Origin of the sequence: Streptomyces sp. NBC_01445 (assembly GCF_035918235.1) — a bacterium.
GTDB lineage: Bacteria > Actinomycetota > Actinomycetes > Streptomycetales > Streptomycetaceae > Streptomyces.
Window position 1 is genome coordinate 5,804,863 of record NZ_CP109485.1, and the last position, 16,160, is coordinate 5,821,022.

Annotated in this window: 15 protein-coding genes; 11 read left to right on the top strand and 4 right to left on the bottom strand. The window is 72.0% G+C overall.

The features are described from left to right. Positions 1 to 3 precede the first annotated feature (3 nt). Complete coding sequence (locus OG574_RS26555) at positions 4 to 816, top strand: ABC transporter ATP-binding protein (RefSeq protein ID WP_326775236.1); 813 nt, start codon at positions 4 to 6, stop codon at positions 814 to 816. Beyond that, entirely contained in the window at positions 813 to 2,396 is a 1,584-nt protein-coding gene (locus OG574_RS26560; RefSeq protein ID WP_326775237.1) for a transporter, read from the top strand. The genes OG574_RS26555 and OG574_RS26560 overlap by 4 nt, the downstream gene beginning before the upstream one ends. Before the next feature lie 42 nt (positions 2,397 to 2,438). Here the strand turns inward: OG574_RS26560 and OG574_RS26565 are convergent, their stop codons facing one another. Both OG574_RS26565 and OG574_RS26570 read right to left on the bottom strand, forming a co-directional pair. Then, on the bottom strand, positions 2,439 to 3,773 hold the full coding sequence (locus tag OG574_RS26565) for an MDMPI N domain containing protein (RefSeq protein WP_326775238.1): 1,335 nt from the start codon (positions 3,771 to 3,773) through the stop codon (positions 2,439 to 2,441). Continuing rightward, complete coding sequence (locus OG574_RS26570; protein ID WP_100596018.1) at positions 3,770 to 4,357, bottom strand: sigma-70 family RNA polymerase sigma factor; 588 nt, start codon at positions 4,355 to 4,357, stop codon at positions 3,770 to 3,772. The genes OG574_RS26565 and OG574_RS26570 overlap by 4 nt, the downstream gene beginning before the upstream one ends. Before the next feature lie 279 nt (positions 4,358 to 4,636). On the opposite strand from OG574_RS26570, the gene OG574_RS26575 reads away from it, so the two are divergent. Then, positions 4,637 to 5,011, top strand: coding sequence for an STAS domain-containing protein (locus OG574_RS26575; protein ID WP_100596019.1), 375 nt, complete (start codon positions 4,637 to 4,639; stop codon positions 5,009 to 5,011). A 189-nt stretch (positions 5,012 to 5,200) separates the two neighbouring features. Continuing rightward, positions 5,201 to 5,728 carry an EF-hand domain-containing protein gene (locus OG574_RS26580; protein WP_326775239.1) on the top strand — a complete coding sequence of 176 codons (528 nt, stop codon included), beginning with the start codon at positions 5,201 to 5,203 and terminating at the stop codon, positions 5,726 to 5,728. Here OG574_RS26580 and OG574_RS26585 read toward each other — a convergent pair. Next, entirely contained in the window at positions 5,712 to 7,292 is a 1,581-nt protein-coding gene (locus tag OG574_RS26585) for a class I adenylate-forming enzyme family protein (protein ID WP_326775240.1), read from the bottom strand. The genes OG574_RS26580 and OG574_RS26585 overlap by 17 nt on opposite strands. A gap of 156 nt (positions 7,293 to 7,448) precedes the next feature. On the opposite strand from OG574_RS26585, the gene OG574_RS26590 reads away from it, so the two are divergent. From OG574_RS26590 to OG574_RS26605, 4 genes are all read left to right on the top strand, one after another. Beyond that, entirely contained in the window at positions 7,449 to 8,648 is a 1,200-nt protein-coding gene (locus tag OG574_RS26590; protein ID WP_326775241.1) for an amidohydrolase family protein, read from the top strand. An 11-nt stretch (positions 8,649 to 8,659) separates the two neighbouring features. Beyond that, the gene (locus tag OG574_RS26595) at positions 8,660 to 9,856 is read left to right on the top strand and encodes an acyl-CoA dehydrogenase (protein ID WP_326775242.1); all 1,197 of its coding nucleotides are present in this window, start codon (positions 8,660 to 8,662) and stop codon (positions 9,854 to 9,856) included. A gap of 2 nt (positions 9,857 to 9,858) precedes the next feature. Next, positions 9,859 to 10,722, top strand: coding sequence for an acyl-CoA dehydrogenase family protein (locus tag OG574_RS26600; protein ID WP_326778627.1), 864 nt, complete (start codon positions 9,859 to 9,861; stop codon positions 10,720 to 10,722). A 427-nt stretch (positions 10,723 to 11,149) separates the two neighbouring features. Further along, positions 11,150 to 11,611, top strand: a complete 462-nt coding sequence (locus OG574_RS26605; protein ID WP_326775243.1) for an ATP-binding protein — start codon at positions 11,150 to 11,152, stop codon at positions 11,609 to 11,611. 353 nt (positions 11,612 to 11,964) lie between these two features. On the opposite strand, the gene OG574_RS26610 is transcribed toward OG574_RS26605, so the two are convergent. Beyond that, positions 11,965 to 12,891, bottom strand: a complete 927-nt coding sequence (locus OG574_RS26610; protein WP_326775244.1) for a cyclase family protein — start codon at positions 12,889 to 12,891, stop codon at positions 11,965 to 11,967. A gap of 84 nt (positions 12,892 to 12,975) precedes the next feature. Between OG574_RS26610 and OG574_RS26615 the strand changes: the two genes are divergently transcribed. Genes OG574_RS26615 through OG574_RS26625 form a run of 3 tightly spaced genes read left to right on the top strand, consistent with a single transcriptional unit; the run spans position 12,976 to position 16,160 of the window. Next, positions 12,976 to 13,887: an SDR family NAD(P)-dependent oxidoreductase gene (locus OG574_RS26615; RefSeq protein WP_326775245.1), complete on the top strand. Its 912-nt coding sequence runs from the start codon at positions 12,976 to 12,978 to the stop codon at positions 13,885 to 13,887. Between the two features lie 27 nt (positions 13,888 to 13,914). Then, positions 13,915 to 15,114: an acyl-CoA dehydrogenase family protein gene (locus OG574_RS26620; RefSeq protein WP_326778628.1), complete on the top strand. Its 1,200-nt coding sequence runs from the start codon at positions 13,915 to 13,917 to the stop codon at positions 15,112 to 15,114. Next, positions 15,111 to 16,160, top strand: coding sequence for a Zn-dependent alcohol dehydrogenase (locus OG574_RS26625; protein WP_326775246.1), 1,050 nt, complete (start codon positions 15,111 to 15,113; stop codon positions 16,158 to 16,160). The genes OG574_RS26620 and OG574_RS26625 overlap by 4 nt, the downstream gene beginning before the upstream one ends.

Genomic DNA, 16,160 nt, shown 5'->3' on the forward strand with positions numbered 1-16,160 from the left:
ACAGTGACCGAGGCGGGGATCAGGATCGAGGCGGAGACCGAGGCCGGCGCGCCGGCCGTACGCGTACAGGACCTCTGGAAGGCGTTCGGCCAGAGCGTCGCCGTCGCGGGGATCGATCTCGCCCTTCCCGCGGGCAAGTTCATCGGCCTCGTCGGGCCGAACGGCGCGGGCAAGACGACCACCCTTTCCATGGTCACCGGCCTGCTCCGGCCCGACCGTGGCACCGTCGAAGTCGTCGGCCACGACGTGTGGCGCGACCCCGTCGAGGTGAAGGCCCGCATCGGGGTACTGCCCGAGGGCCTGCGCCTGTTCGAGCGGCTCTCGGGGCATGAACTCCTCGCGTACACGGGCAGGTTGCGCGGCCTGCCCGGCGCCGAGGTCGACAAGCGCGCCGCCCAGCTCCTCGACGTGCTCGACCTCACCGGGGCCCAGCACAAACTCGTCGTCGACTACTCGACCGGCATGCGCAAGAAGATCGGGCTCGCCGCCGCGCTCCTCCACAACCCCGAAGTCCTCTTCCTGGACGAGCCGTTCGAGGGCGTCGACCCGGTCTCCGCGCAGACCATCCGCGGCGTCCTGGAGCGCTACACCGGCTCCGGGGCGACCGTCGTCTTCTCCTCGCACGTCATGGAGCTCGTCGAGTCGCTCTGCGACTGGGTCGCCGTCATGGCCGCCGGCCGCATCCGCGCACAGGGGCCCCTCGCCGAAGTGCGCGGCGACGCGCCCTCCCTCCAGCAGGCGTTCCTCGAACTCGTCGGCGCGAACAGCCGCGACACCACCTCCGACCTGGACTGGCTGGGAGGCGGCAGCCGGTGACCACGACGACCGTCACGCTGGTCCGCCTCAAGCTGGCGCTCCTGCGCAACGGACTGCGCGGCTCCACGGGCCGCCGCGCCGCCTACATCGCCACGCTCGTCGTCGTGCTGCTCGTCGCCGCGCTCCAGCTCATCGGCCTGATCGCCCTGCGCGGCAGCACCCACGCGGCGACCCTCTGCGTCATCCTCACCGCCGTACTCGCCCTCGGCTGGGCGGTGATGCCGCTCTTCTTCCCCTCCGGCGACGAGACCCTCGACCCGACCCGCCTCGTCATGCTCCCGCTGCGGCCACACCCCCTCGTACGGGGTCTGCTCATCGCGTCCCTCGTCGGGATCGGCCCCCTGTTCACGCTCTGTCTCGCGGTCGGCGCGGTGATCGCCCTGGCGCACGGGGCCGCCGCGTCCGCCGTCGCGGTCCTGGCCGTCGCCCTCACCCTGCTCACCTGCGTCGCCCTCGCCCGCGCCGTGGCCGCTGCCAACATCCGGCTGCTCACCAGCCGCAAGGGACGCGACCTCGCCGTCCTCAGCGGGCTCGTCATCGCCGTCGGCGCGCAGGTCGTCAACTTCGGTGCGCAGCGGCTCGGTTCGTCCGGCGGCCTCGGGGCGCTCGACCCGGCGGGCGACGTACTGGCCTGGATCCCGCCCGCGTCCGCGATCGGCGCCGTCGACTCCGTCAGCCACGGCTCGTACGGCGTCGCGGCGGCCCGCCTCGTCCTGTGTGCGGCCGCACTCGCCGGACTTCTGTACGCGTGGCAACGCGCCCTGACGCGTCTCATGACGTCCCCCGACGGCTCCACGCTCCAGGCCGCCGAGCCCACCCGCCGCAGGCGCACGTCCCGCGGCCCCCGCCTCCTGCCCGACGGCCGCACGGGCACGGTCATGGAGCGCGCCCTGCGCTATGTGTGGCGCGACCCGAAGACCAAGGCGGCCTGGGTGACGTCCCTGGCCATCGGCCTGATCGTGCCGGTCTTCAACGCCCTCCAGGGCACCGGCTCCATCTACTTCGCGTGCTTCGCCGCCGGAATGCTCGGCATCCAGATGTACAACCAGTTCGGGCAGGACACCTCGGCGTTCTGGATGGTCGCCATGACCATCTCCTCGCCGCGTGACGCCTACGTGGAACTGCGCGGCCGCGCCCTCGCCCTCCTGACGATCACCCTGCCGTACGCGACGCTGGTCACCGTCGTCACGACCGCGATGCTCGGCGACTGGCGGGCCCTGCCCGAGGTGCTCGGCCTCTCCTTCGCGCTCCTCGGCGCGATGCTCGCCACCGGCGCCTGGTCGTCGGCCCGCTTCCCGTACTCGATCCCGCAGGAGGGCTACAAGAACGTCGCCCCGGGGCAGGCGGGCCTCGCCTGGATATCGATCTTCGGCGGGATGGTCGCGGCGGCCCTGCTGTGCGCGCCCGTCATCGCCCTCGCGATCTGGCTGCACGTGTCGGGCGCCGAGTCCGCGACCTGGCTGCTGCTGCCGATCGGCGCCGCGTACGCGGCGGGGATCACCCTGGCGGGCCTGCGCCTGGCCGCCCCGCGCACGGCGGCCCGCCTGCCGGAGATCCTCGCGGCGGTCAGCAAGGGATGACGCGTGCCGCAGGGCGTATCCCGCGTATCCCCCTGGAGCGCGTCACATCCTGCTGAGCGCCGCCGTCGCGTACAGGACGTCGTGGATGGCCTCGCGGTCGCCGTCCTGTCCGGCGGCCGCCTCCTCCGGAGTGACGTGACCGGCCGCCAGGCGGCAGAACTCGGCGCCGTCCAGGGCGACATGGGCAACCTCGTGCTCCTCCGAGCCGACCGCGCCGGGCGAGTCCAGGGCGATGAGCCACTCGCCGCCGCCCGCCCCCTCGACCTCGAGGCGCAGCGTGCGGCCCGGCGCGCCCGCGGCGACCAGGCTGCGGGCCGGTGCGGCGAGGCCCGCGCGGCGGCGCCCGGCGAGGGAGTCGGGAAGCAGCCGGGCCGCCAGATCGATCATGCGGTTCAGATGGCGGGCCGACGGCGGCTCGTACGGGTAGTCCACCGCCTCGGCGATGTCCTCGGCGTGCACCCAGCACTCGAAGGCGCGGTCCAGCATCGAGTCGCGCAGCGGCAGGGAGAAGTCCCCGTACGGGACCGCCAGTTGACCCGACGAGCGGGTGCGGCCCGAGGAGCCGTCCGGGTCGGCCGCGAACGACACCGTGCGGATCACGGCGTGCGACTGCTCGCGCCAGGGGCCGCGGACGGCCCGGGTCGGCGGGAAGTGCGAAGCCTTCCAGAACGTCTCCGTGCGGCTCTCCGGCGTGCGGCGCTCCTCGGGTGCGACGCCGAACAGCGGGTCGTCGAGGCCGAGCGCGACGGCGACCAGGCCGTCCACGCTCATCAGATGCGTGAGGACGCCGGCGACGGTCGTCTTGCGGCTGACCCGGTCGTCCCCCTCGTACCAGCGAAGCCGTACGGGCGCGTGCCACTCGGAGTCGCCGATGTCCTGGAGCAGGGCGTCGAGGCGGGCGGTCTCCGCGTCGTACGGGGCGGCCCACTCGGGGACCGGGATGCGGGGCGGGCGGCGGGTGAGGCAGCCCTCCAGGACGCGGGAGCGCAGCATCGGGTCGAGGTCGAGGCTCTCCTCGGAGTGCAGCAGGCCCACGGCGTCCCGCAGCCGCAGCGCCTCCTCGGCACAGGGGCCGCAGTCGCCGAGGTGCTCCTCCACGGCGACGCTCTCCGCGGCCGAGCACGCGGCGAGCGCCCACGCGCCGAGGAGGGACTTGAGGACGCGGTGCTCCAGGACGAGCGGCTCGGGGACGTGATCCGGCAGCGGGCGCCGGGTGTCCTCCACGGAGGAGCGCGGCGTCGGTATCCGGGCGTTCGCGGCGGCGTCGGGAAGCCCGGCGCCCTCGAAGCCTTCGGGTTGCCCGGCGCCCTCGCGGTTGTCGCGGTTGTCGTGGTCATCGGGCTGGTCGGCGTTGCCGAAGGGGTTGGGCCCGCTCACAGCGCCCTCCCGTGTCCGGGAGATCCCGGCGGGGTGCCGGACGTGCCGCTGTCGTGGGCCGTGGACAGGAGCTGGAGTCCGAGGCGCAGGCGGCGGCGCGCCTCGTCCTCGGTGACGCCGAGGTCGACCGCGGTCTGGCGGTAGTCCCTGCGCTGGAAGTAGGCCAGCTCCAGCGCGGCGCGCAGCGGGGCGGGCATCGAGGTGACGATGTAGTCGGCGCGGGCGGCGGCGGAGGCGTGCCGCACCTTGCGCTCCAGGTCCTCCGTGGTGCCCTCGCCGCTGCGGACGAGGGCGGCGGACTCGGTCTGGCGCAGGCGGTGGACCGCGCGCCGGTGGGTGAGGGTGGCGATCCAGGAGCGCAGGGGCCCCTGCTTGGGGTCGTACGCGTCGGGGTTCTCCCAGACGTGGGTGAAGACGTCGCGCGTGATGCGGTCGGCCGCGTCCTCGTCACCGAGCACGCGGTGCGCGAGCCCGTGCACGAGCGACGCGAAGCGGTCGTACAGCTCACCGAGCGCCGCGGCCTCCCCGTGCGCGAGCCGCTGTTGCATCCTCCGGTCCCACCGGGTCGGAGTCTCCTTGGCCATGCGGCCCCCTCACCGTGTGCGTTCCCTCGAATGTAGTCGGACGCGCCGACAACGCACCTGCCTTTGCGTCAAAGGTCGACCTGGCCGGATGCGGATGGTAAGGAGGCAGTCACGTTGCGCGGACCTTTGGCGCCGAAAGCAGTGCAAAATCCGATCACTTGGGTCTTAACCGGGTCATATGTGATACGTCTGCAGTGGTGTTTCAGCACCTCGCGGTCGGGCAGCCGCGAGAGAAGACAAGCGTAAGCAGGGGTTCCGGATCAACGGGAGGAGTGGCGCGTGACGCTCAGAGTGACCGAGGGACAGCAGGGTGGCTGGGCCGTCGTGCGGGTGTCGGGCGAGATGGATCTCGCCACCTCTCCCGCGCTGCGCCAGCAGGTGCACGACGCGGTCGCGGACGGCCGGCACAGCCTCGTCCTCGATCTCTCGCAGGTCCTCTTCTGCGATTCGAGTGGAGTCGGCGTACTGATCGCGGCCCGCCGGCTGATGCGTTCCTGCCGCGGCGAGCTCCGGCTGATCCTGCCGGCCAAGGGGGCCGAGGACGGCTCGCACGTCAACCGCGTCCTGTCGGCGCTCGGCGTGCGCCGCCTCTTCGAGGTGTACCCGGACGTACTGAGCGCCGTGAACGACGAGGCGTCGCCGCTCTCGGCCTGACCGCGCGGATCCGACCGGCGCAGACCCGTGCGTCCGGGCCGCCGGGCGCGGAAGTTGTTGCGGAATTTTTCCGGTCTTGGCACAAGCGTCGCTGTGAGGGCCCCCGGCGCCGCTCCACGACGTACGCTCCCTGGCGAGGGGACGGGCAGGACCCGTACCACCACCGATGCGAGAGGCGGCCGAGAGGACATGGACCACGCCGAGAGCACCGATCACGCCGAGTACGAGCGCAGGATCGCTGCCCGCTTCGCCGGCTTCGACCAGGACGGCAACGGCTACATCGACCGCGAGGACTTCGTGACCGCGGCCAAGGGACTGCTGGCCGAGTTCACCACGACGGCGCGCTGCGACAAGGGCCAGGCGCTCTACGCGGGCGCCGAGGCCTTCTGGCAGGGCATGGCCGGCATAGCGGATGTGGACGGTGACCAGCGCGTCTCCCGCGAGGAGTTCGTGACGGGCGCGGTGAAGCGGCTGCGGGACAACCCGAAGCGGTTCGCGGAGATCGCCCGCCCCTTCCTGCGGGCCGCCATCGCCGTCGCCGACCAGGAAGGTTCCGGGATCACCCCGGCGGCAGCGGAGCGCATCCTGCGCGTCCTCGGTGCCGACCCGTCCGTGGTGGCCACGGTGGCCGCCGCGCTGGACTCGGACGGCGACGGGCGGATCTCGGAGGAGGAGATCGTCATCGCGTTCGCCCACTACTTCACCGTTCCGGAATAGCGTTCACCGGTCCTGTTCCCGAATAGCGCTCGCGCAGCTTGTACTTGAGCACCTTGCGCAGGGTGTCGTTGCGCGGAAGGGCGTCCACCAGTTCCAGCTGCTCGGGCAGCTTGTGCGTGGACAGCCCTTCCGACCGCAGATGGGACGCCATCGCCTCCAGGGTCAGCGGCTCGGTGCCGTCGCGCTGGACGACGACCGCGCACACCCGCTCGCCGCGCTCGGGGTCCGGGAGCCCCACGACCGCCGCGTCGCCCACCGCGGGGTGCGCGTGCAGCAGGTCCTCGATCTCCTTCGCGGAGATGTTCTCGCCCTTGCGGATGATGATGTCCTTGGCCCGCCCGGTGAGCACCAGATGCCCCGTGTCCCTCACATGCCCGAGGTCGCCGGTGACGAGGAACCCGTCGCCGTCGAACGCGGCAGCCGACTGCACGGGGTCCAGATAGCCCTGGCAGACGGCCTCCCCGCGCAGCCTGACCTCGCCGTCCACGCCGCACGGGACCTGCTTGCCGTCCGCGTCCGTGACCCGGATCTCCATGCCCTCGGGGGGCTTTCCCTCCGTCGTCGCGAGGTTCTCGGCGGTGTCGTCGGGGGCGCCCATCGTGATCATGGGGACCTCGGTCATGCCGTACCCGTGGGTGAGCTGACAGCCCATCTCCCGTACGACCGCGTGGTAGATCTCGGGCGGCTTGGGCGCGCCGCCGCCCGCGAGGAGCCGCAGCGTCGGGATGAGCCGGTCCTCGGGGGACTTGCGCTGTTCGGTCAGGAACATGGAGTAGAAGGCCGTGGAGCCGCCCGCGACGGTCACTCCGTGCCGCCGGTAGCCGTCGAGCGCGTCCGGCAGCGCGAACTGCTCGAACATCACCGCGGGGAACCCGTACAGGAGCAGCATGACCGTGTAGTCGGGGCCGGCTATGTGCGCGAAGGGGAACGCCATCGAGCCGACGTCGGACGCCGACAGGTGCAGGGCGTGCGCGAGGCAGGAGCCGCCGGCGATCAGCGAGCGGTCCGTGTGGAGGACGCCCTTGGGGTCGGAGGTCGTGCCGGAGGTCCAGTAGATCCAGCGCACGGCCGTGCCGTCGGTGGGTGCGGGCGGCAGTACGGAGGGATCGCCGTCGGGCAGCGTGTCGTACGCCTCGAAGATCCCGCGGGCGCCGAGGCGCCGGGCCATCTCCGTGTGGTCGAAGCCCCGCCACACGCCCGGGGTCGCGAAGAACTCGGCCTTCGACTCGCGCAGCGCGAAGCCGACCTCGCGGTCCCGGTAGAAGGGGATGACGGGGGACTGGACGGCGCCGATGCGGGCGAGCGCGAAGGAGAGCAACGCGGTCTCGATACGGGTCGGGAGCTGCCAGGCGACGACCGTGCCGGGGCGTACGCCCATGTCGTACAGACCGGCGGCGACCCGCTCGCCGCGCCCGCGCAGCTCGCCGAAGGTCAGGCGCCGGTCGTCCTTCGCGTCGGGGGCGGACTGGATCAGTACGGGGGTGTCGGGGGTGAGGGCGGCGCGGCGCTCGATCAGCTCCCAGAGCGTCCCGGCGGCGCCCAGGGCGTGTGCGGTGTCGTTCACTGCTCCCCCTCGAAACGGCAGACCGTACCTGACGGTTAGTCAGATCGTGCGCAGAGCGTAGAGCGCTGCGCCTTGTCGGTCCAGGGGTGCGGGGCTAGCCTGCTATCTGACGACCCATCAGAAACGCCATCAGAAACTGTCAGGTGAGGGGACACGATGGACCCGATGGAACTGCCCCGGATCATCAGCGTCGACGACCATGTGATCGAGCCCGCGCACCTCTTCTCGACCTGGCTGCCGGCGAAGTACCGGGACCGGGGGCCGCAGCCGCTCACGGCCGGGATCGGCGAGCTCGCCTACGTGGCGGGCAAGTACCAGATCACCATGGACCCGGACGGGCCCCCGACGGACTGGTGGATCTACGAGGACCTGAAGTTCCCGTACAAGCGCAACATCGCCGCCGTCGGCTTCGACCGCGACGACATGACCCTCGAAGGCATCACGCGCGCGGAGATGCGGCGCGGCTGCTGGGACCCGAAGGCCCGCCTGGAGGACATGGACCTCAACCATGTCGAGGCCAGCCTCTGCTTCCCCACCTTCCCGCGCTTCTGTGGCCAGACGTTCGCGGAGGCCAAGGACAAGGAGGTGGCGCTCGCCTGCGTGCGCGCCTACAACGACTGGATGGTCGAGGAGTGGTGCGGCGACAGCGGGGGCCGCCTCATCCCGCTCTGCATCATCCCCCTGTGGGACATCGACCTCGCCGTCGCCGAGATCCGGCGCAACGCCGCGCGCGGCGTCAGGGCCGTGACGTTCTCCGAGATCCCCACCCACCTGGGGCTCCCGTCGATCCACTCCGGCTACTGGGACCCGTTCTTCGCCGTGTGCCAGGAGACCGGGACGGTCGTCAACATGCACATCGGCTCCAGCTCGCAGATGCCCGCCGCGTCCCCGGACGCCCCGCCCGCCGTCCAGGCCTCGCTCAGCTTCAACAACGCGATGGCGTCGATGATGGACTTCCTCTTCTCCGGGGTCCTGGTGAAGTTCCCGACGCTCAAACTCGCCTACTCCGAGGGGCAGATGGGCTGGATCCCGTACGCCCTGGAGCGCGCGGACGACGTCTGGGAGGAGCACCGGGCCTGGGGCGGGGTGCGCGACCTCATCCCCGAGCCGCCGTCGACGTACTACTACCGCCAGATGTTCTGCTGCTTCTTCCGCGACAAGCACGGGGTGGCGTCCCTCGACGTCGTCGGCCGGGACAACGCGACCTTCGAGACCGACTACCCGCACGTCGACTCGACCTTCCCGCACACCAAGGAGGTCGCCCTCGACCATGTGAAGGGCCTCGACTCCGAGACGGTCTACAAGCTCATGCGGGGCAACGCGATCCGCATGCTCGACCTGGACCTCGACAGGTAGCGGGCCGCGCCGTGGATCTGACGTACACGGACGAGGAAGAGGAGTTCAGGGCGCGGCTGCGGGAGTGGCTCGCGTCCGTCCTGCCGGGGCTGCCCCCGAAGCCGTCACCGAACGACTGGCCGGGCAGGCGCGCCTACGACCTCGGCTGGCAGCGCAGGCTGTACGACGCCGGGTACGCGGGCCTGCACTGGCCCGCCGACGCGGGCGGCCGCGGTGCCACGCCCACGCAGCACCTCATATTCCTGGAGGAGACGGAGAAGGCGGGCGCGCCGTACGTGGGGGCCAACTTCGTCGGGCTGCTGCACGCCGGGCCGACGATCGCCGCCGAGGGGACGCCTCAGCAGCGGGCCCGCTGGCTGCCGCCGGTCCTGCGCGGCGACGAGGTGTGGTGCCAGGGGTTCAGCGAGCCCGACGCCGGCTCCGACCTCGCGGCGCTGCGCACGCGCGCGACGCGGGACGGCGACCACTACGTGGTCAGCGGGTCCAAGATCTGGACCTCGCACGCGGAGGTCGCCGACTGGTGCGAACTGCTCGTGCGCACCGACCCGTCCGCCCCGAAACACCGCGGCATCTCCTGGCTCGCCATGCCGATGGACGCGCCCGGGATCACCGTACGACCGCTGCGCACGCTCGCCGGGTCCGCCGAGTTCGCCGAGATGTTCCTCGATGACGTACGCGTCCCGGTTGCCAACCGGGTCGGCGAGGAGAACGACGGCTGGCGCGTGACGATGGTGACGCTGTCCTTCGAACGCGGCACCGCGTTCGTGGGCGAGGTCGTCGCCTGCCGCCGTGTCCTCGGCGAACTGGCCGCACAGGCCCGTAAGAACGGCCGCTGGGACGACGCCGTGCTGCGCCGCAGGCTCGGCCGCCTCAACGCCGAGTTCCGCGCCCTGTGGCGGCTCACCCAGTGGAACGTCAGCGAGGCCGAGCAGGCCGGCGGCGTCCCCGGCACCGGCGGTTCGGTCTTCAAGCTGCGCTACTCGCACGCCCGCCAGGAGCTGTTCGACGCCGCGGCCGAGGTGCTCGGCGTCGCGGGTGCTCTCGACACGGACCAGGAGTGGACCCTCGACCGCCTGTCGTCCCTCTCGTACACGATCGCCGCCGGCACCTCCCAGATCCAGCACAACATCGTCGCCGAACGCATCCTCGGCCTGCCGAAGGACCGGCCCGGCCAACGGCCGAAGGATCTTCAGAAGGGAGGGCGGTGAGCATGCGCTTCCAGCTCACCGACGACCAACGCGCCCTGCGCGACGGCGTACGGGACCTGCTCGCCGGACGCTTCGACCGTGACGCCCTGCGCACCGCCGTGGACACGCCCGGGCACCTGGACCGGGCGCTGTGGCGGGCCCTGGGCGACGCGGGCTTCTTCGCCCTGTGCCTCCCGGAGGCGGACGGCGGCGTCGGCCTGGGGCTGCCCGAGGCCGTCCTCGTCTTCGAGGAGGCGGGCCGGGTCCTGCTGCCGGGCCCGCTCGTCGCCACGCATCTCGCCGCGGGCACCGTGCCGGGCGCCGCGACCGGCGAGGCCGTCGTGACGGCGCCCGCCGGGGAGCTCCTCCCGTGGCGGGACGCGTCGGACGTCGTCCAGGGCGACGCGACCGGCGCCGTACCCCTGGCCTCCGTCGACCCGCTCACGCCTCTGCACAAGCTGCCGGGCCCGCACGCGCCCCGCAGCCCACAGGCCGTACTCCTCACCGCCGCCGAACAGCTCGGCTCCGCCACGCGCACCTGCGAGCTGGCGGTCCAATACGCCCGGGAGCGCGAGCAGTTCGGGCAGCCCATCGGCGCGTTCCAGGCCGTGAAGCACCTGTGCGCCCAGATGCTCGTACGGGCCGAGCTGGCCCGTGCGGCCGTGTACGCGGCGGCTGTCACCGCCGACCCGGTCGAGACCGCCGCCGCCGAGCTGCTCGCCGACGAGGCGGCCGTGCGCAACGCGCGCGACTGCGTCCAGGTGCACGGCGGCATGGGCTTCACCTGGGAGGCGGACGTGCATCTGCATCTCAAGCGGGCCTGGGTGCGCGCCGGGACGGGCCGTACGGCGCGCGAGACGGAGGAGGAGCTGGCGGCGGCGCTGTGACGTCCGGGGCCGCGCTCAGGGCGGGGCGAACCCATGTACGGAGGGTCACGGAACGTCGATATCGGGTTGTGTCCTGCGCGGGACTCGTCACGGCACGGAGTCGGGGTCCCGCTCGGGTACCTTGTGTGGGATGCGAGTGGTTCCGAGTCCGAGCCATCCCGGTGTTGCCCCTGAGGCGGCTCCGGATCCGGCGATGCGCGCCGTTCGCAGCGCATGGGAGGGCCGCACGCCCGCCCGTTCGACTCCCCGCAGGACGCGTCGCACAGTATGGCGCACGCGTACTCCTTCGCGCTGGAATATGCCCGAAGCGCTTGTTGGGGTGACTGTACGTCAACCATGCTGTCTCCCAAGGGGATCACGGTCCGTGAGCTCCTTGACTTGTCACAGTCCCGAGGCGTTGTGTCCGCCGGTTCGGATGGTGTGAGCGGTGCAGGTGCTTCAAGTTCAGCTGGAGGTCGGGGCGGATCCCGCGGAGGTGGGGCGAGCCCGCAGGTGGGCGCGCTCGCGCCTCGCAGGGTCGGGGATAGAGGCCGATGAGCCACTGGCGGAGACGCTCATCCTGATCGTCTCCGAGCTCGTCACCAACGCCGTGGTGCACACCGGCTGTCCGGCCGTCCTGCGCATGCTGCTGCCGGGCGTCCCGGCGGAGGCCAGCGCCGGCACGGTCCGCGTGGAGGTGGCCGACGCCAGCGACCGGCCCCCCGCGCCGCGGCACGCCGACGGGGACGAGACCAACGGCCGCGGCCTGGAACTCGTCGACGGTCTGGCGGACCGCTGGGGCTGGCGGCCCGAGGGCACGGGCAAGGCCATCTGGTGCGAGATCGACCGCTGCGGCGCGCAGGGCGCGGGGGCGGGGACGTATCAGGGGATGGCGTACGAGGCCGTGTAGTCCGCCTCCCGGTGCGTCAGTTCCGACTTCCGGTGCGCCGGCGTGCCTCGCCGTTCCCCGGTGTGCGTCGGTTCGCGCCGGGCGTGCGCCGTCATAAAAGTCACATAACTGGCAAATCTCCTTACGGGTGTTGACGCCGGGTGTCCGTTTGATCACGCTTGTGGTCAGCGATTCGTGGCGAGGGGACGCCAAGGGTTCCGGTGACGGGAGCCCACGGTGAGTACGGGTCGTGCCGCGGCGGGCGGCTCTCCCAGAGGCCGGGGGAGCAGGGCCCGGGCGCCGGGGCCCGGACGGCGGTGCGAGCGCATCGCCGTCCGGGCCTGAACTCGCCTACGGGGCAAGCCTCTTGATGCCTAAAGGATCGCGACCGGGGCCACGGGTGTGCCCGTGCCGCCCACGAAGGGCTCGGGCATCGCCGACAGCAGGAACGCGTAGCGCGCATCTTGTGCACAGGCTGTGGACAAGTTCTCCAGATTCCAGTTCTGGCCCTGGATCATGCCCATTTCGACCAGGTCGAGGGCGTGCACCGGCAGCCAGAGGTTCTCGTGCTCCGGCGGGAAGATCTCGAAGGTGAGGGTGTCGTTCGCGACGGCGGCCACGTCGCGCGCGTGGAACCACTCGGGCGTGCGCACGGACAGGCCGGGGGACGGATAGCCGTACGCGTGCTTGTCGCCCGCGAGATACGTCTGGATCTGGCCGGTGCGGACGAGGACGATGTCGCCGGCGCGGACGGTGACGTGGCCGAACTCCTCGGCCTCGGACAGGTCTTCGGGGGTCACGGCGTGGTCGCCGGGCAGCCGGTCCACGCCCTTCGCCGCCGCGACGTCGAGCAGGACGCCGCGCGAGACGATGTACGGGGCCTTGTCGATGCCGCTGAACCGGGCGCCGCCGTGCGCCGTGATCGTGTCGGCGGGGCGGCCGTTGTAGATCCGGCCCGAGTGCGAGATGTGGGTGAGGGCGTCCCAGTGTGTGGCCGCCTGGAGCCCCATGGTCACCGCGTCGTCGCTGGTGGCGACGGTGCCGGGGCCGAACAGCTCGTGGTTGATCTGCACCATGGTGTGGAGCGGGTTGACGCGGCCCGGGATCAGTCCGGTCTGCACCCCGTCCTCCTTGAGGGGCAGCGCGAGCGGTACCCGGCGGCCCGTGCGGACGGTCGACGCGGCCTCGCGCACGACCTCGTCGGTGACCAGATTGAGCGTGCCGATCTCGTCGTCGGCGCCCCAACGTCCCCAGTTGTTGACGCGCTTGGCCATCTCGTGGAACTCGGCAGGCAACGACATGAGTGCTCCCCGGGGCTTGTCTTCCAGTGTCTGACGGGTCATAGAATCTAACGGTCCGTCAGAAACCGCGGGAAGGGGCCGGACGTGGGGAACTTCTTGGCAGGCAAGGTGGTGGCTGTCACCGGGGCCGGGCGCGGCATCGGCAGGGCCGTCGCGCTCGCCTGCGCCGCCGAGGGCGCACGGGTCGTCGTCAACGACTACGGGGTGTCCATCGAGGGCGGCGAACCGGCGAGCGAGATCGCCGAGTCCGTCGTCAAGGAGATCGAGGCATCCGGGGGCGAGGCCGTCGCCGTCGCCGACGACATCTCGACCATGGCGGGCGGTCAGCGGATCGTCGACGTGGCGCTCGCCCGGTACGGGCGGATCGACGGCGTCGTGTGCGTCGCCGGGATCCTGCGCGAGCGGATGCTGTTCAACATGTCCGAGCAGGAGTGGGACCCGGTGGTCGCCACGCACCTGAAGGGCACGTTCACCGTGTTCCGGGCGGCGTCCGCCGTCATGCGCAAGCAGGGGTCGGGCACGCTCATCGGTTTCACCAGCGGCAACCACCAGGGATCCGTGGCGCAGGCCAACTACAGCGCCGCCAAGGGCGGGATCATCTCGCTCGTGCGCAGCGCCGCGCTCGGGCTGCACAAGTACGGCGTCACGGCGAACGCGGTCGCGCCCGTCGCCCGTACGCGGATGTCGGCGAACGTGCCCATGGAGCTCAAGGAGATCGGGGAGCCGGAGGACGTCGCCGCGCTCGTCGTCTATCTGCTCAGCGAACGCGCCCGTGCCGAGAAGATCACCGGACAGGTGTACACGATCGCCGGGCCCAAGATCGCGGTCTGGGCCCAGCCGAGGGAGCTGCGCTCGGGCTACGCGGAGGGCGGCTGGACGCCGGACAAGATCGCGGACTTCCTGCCGGGCACCGTGGGCGTCGATCCGATGCCGATGCTCGCGCAGTTGGAGGCGATGGCCGAGGCGGCCGCCGCGAAAGCGCGGCCCAATCAGTGACGTCGAGGCCGGGGGCGGAGGCGCGTGGTGGAGTTCGGGTTCGGGGATGAGGACGAGGCGTTCCGGCGGGAGGCCCGCGCGTGGCTCGCGGAGCACCTCACCGGTGAGTACGCCGTCGCCCGGGGGCGCGGCGGGCCCGGGAGCGAGCACGAGGACGCCGGCGTACGGCGGTCCTGGGAGCGGGAGTTGGGCGCGTCCGGGTGGATCGGGCTCGGCTGGCAGCGCGACGGGTACGGCAACCGGGTCGCCTCACCGACCCAGCAGGTCGTCTGGGCCGAGGAGTACGCGCGGGCCCGCGCGCCCGCACGCCACGGGCACATCGGCGAGAACCTGCTCGCCCCGACCCTGATCGCGTACGGCGACGAGGAGCAGCAGCGGCGCTTCCTGCCGCCGGTCGCCTCCGGCGAGGAGCTGTGGTGCCAGGGCTACAGCGAGCCCGGTGCCGGTTCCGACCTCGCGAACCTGCGCACGACCGCCGTACGTGACGGGGACACGTACCGTGTCACCGGGCAGAAGGTGTGGACGTCGCTCGCGCACGAGGCCGACTGGTGCTTCGTGCTCGCGCGCACCGAGGCCGGGTCGCGGCGTCATCACGGCCTGTCGTTCCTCCTCGTGCCGATGGACCAGCCGGGCCGGATCGAGGTGCGGCCCATCCGGCAGCTGACCGGCACGGCTGAGTTCAACGAGGTGTTCTTCGACGGGGCGCACGCGCGCGTGGAGCACGTCGTCGGCGGCGAGGGGAACGGCTGGCGGGTCGCGATGGGGCTGCTCGCCCTGGAGCGCGGCGTCTCGACGCTCGCCCAGCAGATCGGGTTCGCCGCCGAACTCGCCGAGGTCGTACGGACCGCGGTGCGTACGGGCGCGGCCGACGACCCGCTGTTCAGGGACCGCCTCGTACGGCAGTGGGCCGAGCTGCGGGTCATGCGGTTCAACGCGCTGCGCACGCTCGGTGGCGCGCAGGACCCGGGCGCCCCGAGCGTCGCCAAGCTCCTGTGGGGCCGCTGGCATCAGCGTCTGGGCGAACTCGCCCTCCAGGCGCGGGGCGCGCTCGCCGCCGCCGGGCCCGGGGACTGGACGCCTGACAGTCCGTACGAACTCGACGCCGCACAGCGGCTGTTCCTCTTCAGCCGGGCCGACACGATCTACGGCGGCTCGGACGAGATCCAGCGCAACATCATCGCCGAGCGCGTGCTCGGGCTGCCCAGGGAGACGAGGGAGTCGTCATGAGGGGTGTCGTGTTCGACGGGGTCCGGGCCGACGTGGTCGACGATCTCGAGATACGCGATCCGGGACCGGGCGAGGTGCTCGTCGACGTCGCCGCCGCCGGGCTGTGCCACAGCGACCTGTCGGTGATCGACGGGACTATTCCGTTCCCGGCGCCGGTCGTGCTCGGGCACGAGGGCGCGGGCGTCGTGGAGGCCGTCGGCGCGGGCGTCACGCATGTGGCGCCCGGGGACCATGTGGCGCTGTCCACGCTCGCCAACTGCGGCGCCTGCGCGGACTGCGACCGGGGGCGGCCGACCATGTGCCGCAAGGCGATCGGGAGGCCCACGCAGCCGTTCTCGCGGGGCGGCACACCGCTCTACCAGTTCGCCGCGAACTCCTCGTTCGCCGAACGGACCGTCGTGAAGGCCGTGCAGGCCGTGCCGATCCCCGCCGATATCCCGCTGACGTCGGCCGCGCTCATGGGGTGCGGGGTGCTGACCGGCGTCGGCGCCGTCCTCAACCGGGCGCGCGTCGGCCAGGGCGACACCGTCGTCGTCATCGGGACCGGCGGGATCGGCCTCAATGTGCTCCAGGGCGCCCGGATCGCGGGCGCGTCCAGGATCGTCGCCGTCGACGCGAACCCCGACAAGGAGGCGGTGGCGCGGCAGTTCGGCGCGACGGACTTCCTGACCTCGGCCGCCGGGGTCAGGGACGTCCTGCCGCACGGCGCCGACCACGTCTTCGAGTGCGTCGGCCGCGTCGAGCTGGTCCGCCAGGCCGTCGACCTCCTCGACCGGCACGGCCAGGCCGTACTCCTCGGCATGCCGGGCGCCGACGCGGAGGCGTCCTTCGTCGTCGCCTCGCTCTTCCTCGACAAGTCCATCCTGGGCTGCCGCTACGGCTCTTCGCGGCCCCAGCGCGACATCAGGCTCTACGCCGACCTGTACCGCCAGGGCCGGCTGCTGCTCGACGAGCTGGTCACGGAGACGTACCCGGTCGAGGACTTCGCGAAGGCGGCACAGGACGCGCAGCAGGGGAGGGTGGCGCGGGGGGTGCTGGTGTTCTGA